7 protein-coding genes and 1 pseudogene are annotated in these 12,627 nt (G+C 72.2%); 6 read left to right on the top strand and 2 right to left on the bottom strand.

Annotation, left to right across the window (positions count from 1 at the left end):
• The first annotated feature begins 292 nt into the window (after positions 1-292).
• From AC6EXY_RS03185 to AC6EXY_RS03165, 5 genes and pseudogenes are all read left to right on the top strand, one after another.
• Entirely contained in the window at positions 293-1,189 is an 897-nt protein-coding gene (locus AC6EXY_RS03185) for an ABC transporter permease (RefSeq protein WP_243407320.1), read from the top strand.
• A 431-nt stretch (positions 1,190-1,620) separates the two neighbouring features.
• A complete protein-coding gene (locus AC6EXY_RS03180) occupies positions 1,621-2,907 on the top strand; it encodes an ABC transporter ATP-binding protein (protein WP_243407318.1) in 1,287 nt (428 codons plus the stop codon).
• Between the two features lie 14 nt (positions 2,908-2,921).
• Positions 2,922-4,424 (top strand): glycosyltransferase family 2 protein, encoded by a 1,503-nt coding sequence (locus AC6EXY_RS03175; RefSeq protein WP_499816656.1) that lies wholly within the window; start codon positions 2,922-2,924, stop codon positions 4,422-4,424.
• Entirely contained in the window at positions 4,421-6,016 is a 1,596-nt protein-coding gene (locus tag AC6EXY_RS03170; RefSeq protein WP_101830919.1) for a glycosyltransferase, read from the top strand. Before AC6EXY_RS03175 ends, AC6EXY_RS03170 begins: the two co-directional genes overlap by 4 nt.
• A gap of 91 nt (positions 6,017-6,107) precedes the next feature.
• Positions 6,108-7,139 (top strand): annotated as a pseudogene (locus AC6EXY_RS03165) (glycosyltransferase family 4 protein); the annotation flags it as partial.
• Here AC6EXY_RS03165 and AC6EXY_RS03160 read toward each other — a convergent pair.
• Positions 7,056-9,083, bottom strand: coding sequence for a hypothetical protein (locus AC6EXY_RS03160; RefSeq protein WP_499816655.1), 2,028 nt, complete (start codon positions 9,081-9,083; stop codon positions 7,056-7,058). The pseudogene AC6EXY_RS03165 and the gene AC6EXY_RS03160 overlap by 84 nt on opposite strands.
• A 65-nt stretch (positions 9,084-9,148) precedes the next feature.
• A complete protein-coding gene (locus tag AC6EXY_RS03155; RefSeq protein ID WP_499816678.1) occupies positions 9,149-10,930 on the bottom strand; it encodes a hypothetical protein in 1,782 nt (593 codons plus the stop codon).
• A 1,158-nt stretch (positions 10,931-12,088) separates the two neighbouring features.
• Here AC6EXY_RS03155 and AC6EXY_RS03150 point away from each other — a divergent pair.
• Positions 12,089-12,571: a MarR family winged helix-turn-helix transcriptional regulator gene (locus tag AC6EXY_RS03150; RefSeq protein ID WP_207770412.1), complete on the top strand. Its 483-nt coding sequence runs from the start codon at positions 12,089-12,091 to the stop codon at positions 12,569-12,571.
• Positions 12,572-12,627: the final 56 nt, after the last annotated feature.

Here is a 12,627-nt window from a genome sequence, read left to right as displayed (position 1 = left end):
CCCGTCCCACCGGATCCGATTCAGCCGTGGTCACGGTAGCACCGATGGTAGCCAACGGAGCCGGCGAAGTCGGGACGGACCTGACTCGCGCCTCCCCCCGCCGGGCTCGCGGCGGTTCTCGGTACTGTCGCATCCCTGTTGTATCGAGAGTGACCTTGTCGGATCGAGTGAGGAGCGGACAGGTGCAGCTCCAGCCACGTGGCGCCCGCAGGCAGCGCCCCGATCCGCCCCATGGCGGGAGGAGCCGGCCGTGTCACGTCTGACCGACGCGGCGCTGCCGCCCGGGAACCCGGTGACGTCCGGCACAGCGCCGCAGCACACCCCGGCGCATTCCGCCGACGCGAGCCGGCTCGCCCGCCGCAGCCGCGCCCAGACGAAGGTGCGCTGGGAACTGCTGCGCAATCTCGTCCGCAAGGACCTGAAGGTCAAGTACAAGGGCTCGAGCCTTGGTTTCGCCTGGTCGCTGGCGAATCCGCTCCTGATCCTCGTCGTCTACACCTTCGTCTTCCAGATCGTGCTCAAGTCCCAGGTTCCGCGGTTCGGCATTTACCTGATGTCCGGACTGCTGATCTGGAACGCCTTCTCCGGAAGCGTCTCCGCGGCGTGTGGCAGCGTCGTCGCGAACGCCAATCTGGTCAAGAAGGTACGGTTCCCGCTCGCGGTGCTCCCCCTGTCGGCGGTCGGCTTCGCCGCGGTGCACTTCCTGCTCCAGCTGCTCGTGCTGTTCGTGGTGATCCTCATCCTCGGCTACAGCCTGCTGGGCCCGGAGCTGCTGCTCCTCGTGCCAGCCGGCGCCGTCGCCCTGACGTTCACCATCGCGCTGTCACTTCTGGTCAGCTCACTCAACGTGCGCTACCGCGACACCTCACACCTGCTGGACGTCGCGCTGCTTGCCTGGTTCTGGGTCAACCCGATGGTCTACGCCTTCGGGCTCATCCAGGACCGGCTCCACGAGTGGACCTGGGTGTATCTGCTGAACCCGATGGCGGTGGTGGTCGTCTCGTTCCAGCGCGCGATCTACGATCCGCCGCCGGGGAACCGAGCGGGGCCGACGACGGTCCTGGCCGACATGGGTTATCGGTTCTACCTGGAACATCTCGCCATAGCCGGGTTCATCTCGCTCGTCCTGCTGTGGGTCGGGCTGCACGTGTTCCGCACCATGCAGGCGGACTTCGCCGAGGATCTGTAAGCGGGCGCCTGGCGGGGTGCCGCGTGGTATCCCCGCTGCCAGCCCTCGGAGTCAGCGCGCCGGCCGTGGTGCGATCATGGCAGGACGCCCCCGGCGGTCAGCAAGGAGTTGCAGTGGCCCGACACTCGTCCGCGTACCAGCGCGGTTCGGCATTCCCGCCGTCGGGGCGGCGGTCCCCCAGCCCCCAGCCCGAGCCGGCGCGGGACGCCACCGACTCCCCCACGCACCCGGAAGCCGGCTCCGGGGCCTACCCGGGTGTCACCGATCCCCTGAGCTACCCGGGCGCCGGCGATCCTGCGACCTTTCCGGACGCCGCCAGTCCGCGGGCCTACCCGACCGCCGCCGATCCAGCGGCTTATCCCGCTGCCGCGGGGTCTCCCCACCCGGGCGCCGCGCGGTCTCCCGCTTACCCGGGTATCTCCGAGCCCTCCATGGATCACCCGAACGCGGCCGGCGGCCCGGCCTACCCGAGCGTCGCGGCGCCGAACCAGCCGGGCCGGTTCGGCGCCGCCGATGCCGTGGGGCCGGCCGGTGTGGCTCCGGGCGCGCCGGCGGTCATCCGGGCGGCCGGTATCAGCAAGCGGTTCGTGTCGGGCCGTAACCGCGCGACGAGCCTGAAGGAGCGCTTCGTCCGGCGCGGCGGCCCGGCGGGCGACGACTTCTGGGCCCTGCGTGACATCGACGCGACGATCGGACGCGGCCAGACGGTCGGCCTCGCCGGCGCGAACGGTTCCGGCAAGTCCACGCTGCTCAAGGTCCTCGCCGGGATCCTGCGCCCGACCAGCGGGGACGTCGAGGTGCACGGGCGAATCGCCTCACTGCTCGAGCTCGGCGCCGGGTTCAACGGGGAGCTCTCCGGGCGCGACAACGTCTACCTGAACGCCTCGCTGCTCGGGCTGTCCAAGCGGGAGATAGACCGCCTCTTCGACTCGATCGTCGACTTCGCCGAGCTGCGCCACAAGATCGACGACGACGTCAAGCACTACTCTTCCGGCCAGTACGTGCGCCTCGGGTTCGCCGTCGCCGTGCACGTCGACCCGGACGTGCTGCTCGTCGACGAGGTACTGGCCGTCGGCGACGAGGCGTTCCAGCGCAAGTGCCTCGCCAAGATCGCCGAGTTCCGGGCGCAGGGCCGCACGATCCTGTTCGTCACGCACTCCCTCGACCTCATCGAGAGCATGTGCGACCGGGTACTGGTCCTGGAGTCCGGCTCGCTGATCTTCGACGGGCAGCCGGCAGTCGGCACGAAGCTACTGCGCCAGAAGCTCGGCAGCCTGCCGGCCGAAGGCCCGGTCGACTGGCAGTACGCCACCGTCCGCCCCCAGTCGGTGAGCTTCAGCCCCGAGCCCGGCGGACTGTCGATGGTGCAGTACGACCCGGGCCAGCGGCTCACCGTCAGCGTCGAGCTGGACGTCACCGAGGGCGCGCCCGAAAACATCTACCTGCACACCTACATCGTCGGGCAGAGTGAGGTCCCCATCTGGATGATGGAGACGCCGGCCGGAGGGTTCGTTCTCGGCCCGGGTCGGCACACGGTGGACTTCTCCGTGCCGCACCTGCCCGAGCTGCTCGGCGCGTTCGCCATCAAGGTCCACGTGTCCGACGCCGCCACCGGTGCTCCGGTGACGACGAGGCGTTTCGACGAGCTGTTCGGCGTCACCGGCCCGCAGGCGGACGGACTTCTCAAGGTCGACTACGAGGCGAGGCTGCGCGCATGACGGATCAGGCGGGGATGACCGACCCGACTGCGGACCCGCCCCCGACAGCGGACCCGACAGCGACCCCGGCTGCGGACCCGACCCCGACAGCGACCCCGACCCCGACCCCGACAGCGGACGCGGCGTCGGCACAGAACTCGCCGCCAGCGCAGAGCGGGACGCCGGTCGCGACTGTGGTGATCGTCAACTGGAACGGTGCGCATCTGCTGCCGGCCTGCCTCGACGGCATCGCCAAGCAGGAGACGAGCTTCGCGTTCGAGACCTGGGTCGTCGACAACGCGTCGTCCGACGGGTCCCGGGAGCTGCTCGCCGAGCGCTACCCGTGGGTCCGGGTCGTGGCCTCGGAGCGCAACCTCGGTTTCGCCGGCGGCAACAACCTGGCGTTGCGCCAGGTCACCACCCCGTACGCGGTACTGGTCAACAACGACGCCATCCCCGAGCCGACCTGGCTCGCCGCGCTGCTCGCGCCCTTCGACGAGCCGGGCGGCCGGCATCTGGGCGCCACCACCGGCAAGGTCGTCTTCCTGCCGCGGTTCCTGCGGATCCGGCTGCACACGTCGACGTTCGTCCCCGGACCGCAGGACTCCCGCGAACTCGGCGTGCGCGTCTCGTCGGTCACGGTCGACGGCCGCGAGGCGCTGCGCGAGGTGCTGTGGGAGAAACTGACCTACGGCGCCGAGGGCCCGGCGAAGAACCCCTACTTCTGGACCCGCGGGGACGGCGAGCTGTGTGTGCCGATTCCCGACGGCGGCCCGGTCACGCTCGGCTTCACCTGGGCGGCGGAGTCCCGCAAGCAGGTCATCCTGAGCTGGGACGGCCCCACCGGCGCGGCGGACGGCGGTCGCGCTGAGCTCGCCGTCGGCCCCGAGTCGGCCACCGTGTCGCTCACCGTCGGCGGCGAGGCGCCGCGCGTCGACGTGATCAACAACGTGGGCGGCATCGTGCTGGCCGACGGCTACGGCGCCGACCGCGGCTACCAGCAGGTCGACACCGGCCAGTTCGACCAGTCGGAGGATGTCTTCACGGCGTGCGGCAACGGGATGGCGATGCGCTCGTCGCTCGGCCACGAGCTCGGCTGGTTCGACGACGCGTTCTTCCTCTACTACGAGGACACCGACCTGTCCTGGCGGATCCGGGCACGCGGCTACACGATCCGCTACGTTCCCGGCGCGGTGCTGCGGCACATCCACTCGGCGTCGAGTGTCGAGTGGTCGCCGCTGTTCGTGTTCCACACCGACCGCAACCGGCTGCTGATGCTCACCAAGGACGCGACGGCCACGCTCGCGCTGTCCGCGGTGCTGCGCTACCCGGTCACCACCGCGTCGATAGCGGTGCGCACGATGCGCCAGGCCTGGCGAGCCCGCAGCCGTCCGGCGGTCCGCCCGACCCTGTTGCGGCTGCGGGTCTGCGGGTCCTACCTGCGGCTGCTGCCCACGATGCTGCGCGCCCGCCGCCAGATCGGCGCCACGGCGGCGGAACGCCGCGGCAGCCTCCAGAGCTGGCTGGTCTCCCGATGAGCGAGGCAGGGGCGCCGGACGGCGCCGGACGGCCGGCGCGGGGGGTGCGGGCAGCCGTCTACAACCGGTTCTGGCACTCGATGGGCGGCGGGGAGCGCCACAACGGCATGATCGCCCAGGTGCTGGCGGGCGAAGGCGCCGACGTCGACATCCTCGGGCACTCCGAGGTCGACCTCGACCGGCTCGGCAGCCACCTCGGGCTCGATCTCGACGGCTGCCGCTACGTCCGGCTGCCCGACCGGGGCGAGGAGGCCATCGCCGCCCTGTCGGCGAGCTACGACCTGTTCGTCAACGGCTCGTACATGAGCCGGATCGCGCCGCAGTCCCGCCGCTCGGCGTACCTGTGCTTCTTCCCGACGCCGTTCGACCACGACATGGCGGCCTGGCGGAAGGCAGCGGTGCGCACCGCCGGTCCGCTGCTGCGCGGTGTCCGACCGGCGGTCAGCTTCGGCCAGGGCTGGTACCCGCCTGAGGGCGGCCGCCGCCGTCAGTGGACCTGGACGAACGGGTCGGGCATCCTCGCGGTCAGCCCGGGCGAGCGGCGCACGCTGCGCGCCGACATCGGCCGTCCCGGCGCGCCGTCCGGCACGTCGCTGCGCGTCCTCGACGCGGCCGGCGGGGTGCTCGCCAAGCTGGAGATCGGCCCGGACTTCGCGCCGTTCGAGGTGCCGTTGCCGCCGACGACCGACGGTACCGAGCTCACGCTGGTCAGCGACGCGTTCTCACCGGGCGAGGCGGACGTGCGCGAGCTCGGCGTCGCGGTGAGCCGGCCGCGGGTCACCGACGGCGACGAGGGGCCGATCGCCCGGCTGCCGCTGCGCTTCCCCTGGCTGCTGCGCGACCCCGCCGACCTCGCCTACCTTGACGGCTACGACGTCGTCATGGCGAACTCGCAGTTCACCCGTGGCTGGATCCGCCGGCTGTGGAAGCGCGACGCCGACCTGCTGTTCCCCCCGATCCAGGTGGACCGGCTGCATCCGGCACCGGTGCGGGAGAAGGCGGTCATCACCGTCGGGCGGTTCTTCGCGCCGGGCCTGGGGCACGCGAAGCGGCAGCTGGAGATGGTCCAGTGGTTCGCCGAGCTGTACCGCTCCGGTGACCTGCCCGGGTGGTCGATGCACGTCGTCGGCGGCTGTGAGGACTCGCAACTGCCCTACCTGGAGCAGGTCCGGGCGGCCGGCGCCGGGCTGCCGGTGCACCTGCATCCCAACGCGCCCCGCGCCGAGGTCGAGCGGCTGCTGTCGACGAGCTCGGTGTTCTGGTCGGCCACCGGCTACGGCGAGGACGACCGGCGCCGTCCCTGGACCGCCGAGCACTTCGGGATGACCACGGTGGAGGCGATGGCCGGCGGCTGTGTGCCCGTCGTCATCGACCGCGCCGGTCAGCGGGAGATCGTCCGCCACGGCGTCGACGGCTACCGGTGGACAGGCCCCGAGCAGGTCGCCTCGTTCACCCGGCGCCTCGCCGCCGAGGAGGGGCTGCGCGGCCGGCTCGCCGCGGCAGCGATCGAACGGGCGACGACCTTCTCCGACGCCGCCTTCGCCGACCAGTGGCGCGACATCGCCCTACGCCAGCGCCTCTACCAGGCGTGATGATGGCGGCCGGGACGCGTCCGGACACGGGCAGGGGCACGGGCACGGGGAGACGCGACGCGGGCTCGGACGTGGAACGCCGAGGCGGCCAATGAGGATCGTGCTCGACGGCACCCCCCTGCTCGGCCGCCGCACTGGCGTCGGCCGCTACACCGAGCACCTGCTCGCCAGCCTGGCCCGCCTCATCGCCGAGACCCGCGATGGCGGCACCACTGCCCAGGCCAGAATCGACACTGGCGCCGATGCGTCCGCTCGGGGGGTCGACGCACTCGGCCTGGGGATCGACGCGTCGTGGGAACTCGCCGCGACGGCGTTCACCTGGCGGGGGATGGACGCGCTCGCCGGTGCGCTGCCCGCGGGCGTGCGACCGGCAGGGTGGCGGGCGCCCGCACGGCTGTTGCAGGAGAGCTGGGTCCGCGGTGAGCATCCGCCGATCGAATGGCTGGTCGGGGCGGCCGATCTGGTGCACGGGACGAACTTCGTACTCCCGCCGATGCGCCGCGCCCGGGGCGTGCTGACCGTGCACGACCTTTCCTACCTGCGCACTCCCGACACGGTGAGCGCCACGTCAGCCCGCTACAGCGAGCTGGTGCCCCGCGGCCTGCGCCGGGCGTCCGCCGTGCTCACGCCGAGCCGCGCCGTCGCCGAGGAGGTGATCACGGCGTACCGACTCGACCCGGCTCGCGTCACCCCGACCCCGCTGGGCGTGGACGACGCCTGGTTCACCACTCCGGCGCCGACGGCGGCCTGGCGGCGGGCGAACGGTCTGCCCGAGCGGTATCTCCTGTTCGTCGGCTCAGTGGAGCCGCGCAAGAACCTGCCCGTCCTGCTGGAGGCGGTCCGCCGGTTGCACGCGTCGGACACCGACGCCCCGCCCCTGGTCCTCGTCGGCCCGCACGGCTGGGGGCCGGCCCTCGACCTCGCCGCGATGCCGTGCGGCAGCGTGATCACCGCCGGCTACCTCGACGCCGACCAGCTGCGCTCCACCGTGGCCGGGGCCAGCGTGCTGTGCTTCCCGTCGCGGTATGAAGGCTTTGGCCTACCGCCGCTGGAAGCTCTTGCCGCCGGTGTCCCCGTCGTCGCCGCCGACATCCCCACCGTCCGCGAGGTCACCGGAGCGCTCCTCGCCCCCGTTTCCGCGGCCGTTCACCCGCGCACTGGTGCTGGTGCCGGTCACGCTGGTGGCACTGGTGGCACTGGTGGCACTGGTGGCACTGGTGGCACTGGTGGCACTGGTGGGGCCGTTGGCGGTGGGGGTTTCGGTGGTGGCGGTACTGGCGCCGCGGGCAGCGTGGGCACCGTCGCGACAGGCAGTCCCGTCCGGCTCGTCCGGCAGGCCGGCAGCGCCTCCTCGTTCGCTGACGAACTCGCCGGGGCGATCGGCGAGTTGCTCGTCTCTCCCGGTGACACGGCCGTCGGCCGCCGCCATGCCCGCACGTTCACCTGGCGGCGCACCGCCGAGCGCACCGCCGCTGTCTACCAGCGCGTCGCCGAGACGCCCTAGCGCCACCGCGAGCAGCACCAGCCCGACCACCGCACAACCAGCCAGTGCCCCCAGTCCCAGCCGCGGTGATCCCGGCCCGGCGATCGACCAGGCCGCCAGGAGCCGGTCGGCCTCGTTGTACCGTCCGAGCGCGTGCTGCTTCCACGCCAGCTCCCGCGAGATCACCACCAGGGTGCTGCCGGCCAACCCCACCACCGCCGCCATCGTCGGCACTCCCCAGCGCCCCAGCGGCACCGCGTCCGCCGCCAACGCCACCAGCACCGCGAGCACGGGCACCATCGGCAGCAGGTACCGGGCGAACGGTGCCCCACCCGCGGCCATATAGCCCACCAGCGTCCCGAGCACGAGCACGCAGTGCCCGCCCACCATCAGCCACGCCACCCAGGCGGTTCCCGCCCCCGGAACCCGGCCCACCACCGATCCACCGGCCCGGTGCTGGGGCCGGCGCTGGCGCCATCCCGTCCGCAGCGCCGCGGCGAGCAGTCCCACGCAGGTCAGCACGCCCACGGCCACCTCGGTTCGCCGGGGCCACCCCGTCACCAGGGCCGGCCGTCCCAGCAGGCCTCGATACAGCTCCCACCACAGGTGACCGTCGCCGAGCAGCTGGCGCACCATGGGCCGTTGACCACCGACCGGGAACATCGTCGCGATCCGCCCAGACGCCGTCGGATCACCGTAAAGATGGTCGTTGCGGAGGTAGAACCAGCCAATGGCACCCATTGTCACCACCAGGGGTACACCCGCCGCCACGACTCCGACGCCCAGCCGCCGCCACCATCGCCCCGCCACGCCCAGCGCGGCCCCCACGCCGACGGCGGGCAGCACCACCGCGAGCGCCACCGCCCCGCTCGCCCGGCTGGCCGCCGCCGCAGCCGCCAGCACCGACACGGCGAGCACGGCCCGCCAGTCCGCCCCCCGCCGTATCAGCGCGGAGGCGGCCGCGAGCAGACCGGTGATCATGGCCATCGCCAGCACATCGTTGTAGACCTGCCCGGACGTTGTCACAACCAGGCCGATCACCGCGATGATCCCCGCCGCGCCCACCGCCACCGCGGGCCGGCGGGGCAGCAGTTCGCGGGCGAGTGCCGCCGTGGCGACAACGAGGCCCACACCGAAAAGCACGTTGAGCGCCCGGGCGGCCCGGAATCCGCCGCGCGGCCGATCGAGACCCGTCCCGATGCGCAGCGGCACCGATTCGGCCGCGTAGAACAGCGGCGGATGGTTCGCGGTGTAGATCAGGTCGAAGTTCGTCAGCGGTCGGTCGAGCCGCACCCCGCACAGCTCCCGGGCCCGCGTCTCGATCGCCGCCCGGGCCTGCGCCGAGGACGCGCGGCAGCCACTCGGCAACCCCGGCATGCCTGGCAGCCGCGAACGCATCGGCGTGTCGAGGGTGGGCAGCGATCCGTGCCCTATCTGAACGGCGTACGCGGTGTGCTCCGCCTCGTCGGCGCTGGTGAATGGTGGCACCACCGCCACCACCAGCAGTCCCAATGAGCTGAGGAGCACAGCCGCGCCCACGACGCCGGCCATCAGCCAGCGCCGCCCCGACGTGCCCCACGTCACCGGTCCCCCCGACCTTCCCCGCGCCCACCGGCACGGTCATCGGCTCGACAGGCCGATCGACCCACCTATCCGGCCGGCCGACGGCTCACGACCCGCACGAACGCGACCGCGCCCATCATCGCCGCCAGCCCAACCAGCCCAATCACCCCACCCAGATACCGATAGTCGAAGCCCGACGTGACGGCCGAGAGCACCAGCGTCGACCCTCCCGCACCTCCCGCCAACCAGAGCACCCGCCACACCTCGCCTGGCGCACGCTCGGCCGCGGTGTCCCCCTCGGCCACAACACCCGCTTCTCCGCCTCTTCTCACACCCGTCCCCGGGCCCACACCCACCTCGGTCCCCCGGCCCAGGCCCGCGTCCGCCCCCGGCCCCACCTCCGCCTCCGCCTCCGGGGTCGCGTCCACCGCGACGTTCGAGACTCCGGTTCCGTCCGCCTGACGTGGTGATCGTCGAGCTCGCAGCGCGCGGACGGCCGCGATCACGGCGGCGGTGAGCCCGGCGAGCAGCCCGAGGCCGACCATGGGCATCAGCGGATAGGACACCCGGGACCACTCGGCGAGCAGCCCGGACGGCCCGCGCACGGCGGTGGCCACGAAATAGCCGTCGTCGGCATGAGGATCGCTCGGTGGCAGCGCGTTCGACCGGTCGGTGGGCAGCTCCCAGGTGTCCGCCCGGGACGTTTTCGCCGTCTCATAGGGCACGGGCGAGAAATAGCCGGCGAGATACCGGGCAGACGAGGTGACGAGCATCCACGGCTGCTGCCGCACCACCTCGTGCGCGAACCGTCCGGCGAGCTCCTCACGACCAGGCGGGATATGCCGATGCCCCTGCCGCAACGGCGAGTCCGCGGGCCAGAGGTAGCGCACCGGCGCGCCCCGCTGACCGACCGGCCGCGGGTCACACAGCGACCGAAGACCGGCCGCGGTGACATCCGCGCAGTCCGCGAACGGCGCGACCCGTCCGTACAGAAAGAATCCCGAATGCGCCGACACGGCGAAGCCTTCGCCCGCGGCGGCGCTCCATCCCGCGTACGCCCCGACAGGCATCGCCGCGCCCACCACGAACGCCATCACCGGCGCCACGCGCCGAACGCGCACCCGCCGCACGCGCACCCGCCGCCACGCCCTCTGCCGCATACCTGTCCGCGATACACCTGTCCGCGGAACATCTACCCGCGAAACATCTACCCGCGGCATGTCCGCCCCCGTGACAGTCGGCGCCGGAAGGTCAGCCCCCGAGAGGTTTCGCCCCGAGATATCTGCCCGCCACGGGCGCGGCGAGCGGCGAGCGGCGTCGACGATCAGGGTGACCAGCGCGACCGCGAGTGGCCCATACCCGACGGTCCGGACGCACAACGCCGCCCCCAGCAGCAGGCCGGCCAGCGCCGCCGCCCGCGGCCCCGCGCGGTTCGGCCAGGCCAGGAGGGCTACCCCGGCCGTTGTGAGCACCCCGAACAGCGAGTCGGCCAGCACGAACTGACCCAGGTCCAGTATCCAGGGGGCGAGCAGCGCAGGCGTGGCGGCGAGCGCGGCGAGCCACGGTCGGCGCACAGCCCGCACCGCCACCGCGTAAAGCCCGCCGGCGACGACCAGGGTGAGCACATGCTGAACGATCACGACCCGGGTGATGTGCTCCGGCCCGTCCAGCAACCGCAGGAAGATCGGGTAACCGGACGGCCGCCAGTCTCCCGGCCACAGGCCACGCCATGCCTGATCGAGGTAGGCCCCGGAATCCCCGAGATACATCAGCGCCGGCGGATACGCGACCAGCACCAGGATCCGCCCCACCGCTCCCAGCAGCGCCAGCACACCGAAGACCGCATGCCGCCGCACGAGCCGTCGCATCCGCCTGGCTGGCCGCGCCGAGCCGGAGTCGGGCGCCGGCGTGATGGTGACCTCGGGACGGTCGGCGATCGCCACCGGCTGGCCGGTGCGCTCGCGACGCACGGCGCTGCCCTCATCTCCGGGAGAACCTCCGCCACCGCGCATCGCTCGCCAGTGTCGCAGGCACCCCTCCTGCCACCCTCCGGGGGGCCACCGGCATCGGCCACGTGATCTTCAGGGTCCGCCGGGGTGGTTCGGCGGCGTCCCCGCGGCGGCGGCGGACGCCACCGTACGCACATCGCATTCCGCTTTCCGCGATCTGACAAGTACCCGTACTTCTTCATGGTGGCCGTTCTTGACAGCCTCGGAAGTCCCGGCGAACCTTGGAGAAGGATCCGCACCATGACGATTCTCAGCGAGATCCCGTTTTCGCACGCCAGCCGCGGCTTCGCCTGCCAAAGAAATGGACTTGGCGCGCCTTATAGCAGGGAAGGGGATCGCCGACCACCCGCTCCCGTCGGCCTGGAGCAGGGCGCGAGCACTTTCGCCGACCTCGCCGACACAGAATCGGCGGGCCACGGACCGAGTGTCGCTTCCGAGGGCCCGGTCTCTGGTCGGCACGTTCAGGGGCATGCGCGCGCGGACGGCATCGATCGACCCGACCAGCCCCAGCAGGGAGACCCATGACGCTGGCACCGTTCCTCACCGTGCCCGGCATGCGCCCCGCCGGCGTCGCCGCCGTCCTCGTCGGCCACTGGCATCTGTCCTCCAGGCGAGGGCACCACTGCGCTCGATACCGTCATCCGACGACTGAGCGCGCCCACGTCGCCGGCCGGAATTCTCTCCGCGACGGCTTTTCTGGACACGGCTGGCACCACCGCACTCGTCTATGCCGGATGCCCGGACACCACGACGCTGGGGGCGGTGCGGAGCGTGTTGACGGAGGCGACGCCGATGGCCGCCGGTCACCCCCCTGAACGCAGTGCTGAACGGCTTACCCCGCCACGGGGAGGACCGCTGAGCTCAACCCTGCGATCTACATAATCCCAGGTTTCCCCATGAACTGTTGTCAACATGAACTATAGACAGGCGTCGCATCAACCGCACCCGTTGACCGGCCTCATCCGAGGTGGGTCTCCGTCGCGGGAGCCGGGCGCGGCTCGGCGATACGCTGACCAGGTGGGCGAGCAGGGCGACGGCGCATTGGGGGTCGTCGCCGGGCTGGTGCGGTCGGCCTTTCTCGTCAACGCGGTCTACGCCGAGTCCGCCCGGGAGCACGGGCTCACCGCGCAGCAGGGTCAACTACTGTGCGTGCTGATGGCTCGGCCCTATGGCATGAGCGAACTGGGCGGCGTACTGGGGCTGGCCAAGTCGAGCGTGACGGGCCTGGTTGACCGCTGCGAGCGCATCAACCTGGTCTGGCGCGGCCCCTCCGCGGAGGACTCGCGCGCGGTGCGGGTGTATCTCACCGTGCGGGGCGAGCGGCTCGCGGCGACGTTCTACGCGGAGACGTGCCGGCGCATCGAGCGCCTGTCCGCCGGCCTCGGCGACGCCGACCGGCGGCTTCTCGCCGACCTGCTCGGCCGGATCGTCCTGGACAACCAGGTACCGGCGGTATTCCTGGAGCTGGACGACGAGGCCACCCGGGGCCGCGCCCGCTGAGCCGGGCCGGGCCGGGCCGGGCCGGCGGCGCCGGGCACGACCTTGCGGTTCGTACC

Source organism: Frankia sp. RB5 (assembly GCF_059816245.1).
The sequence above is the reverse complement of the archived record's forward strand: the minus strand, read 5'-3'. Positions and strand labels throughout refer to the sequence as shown.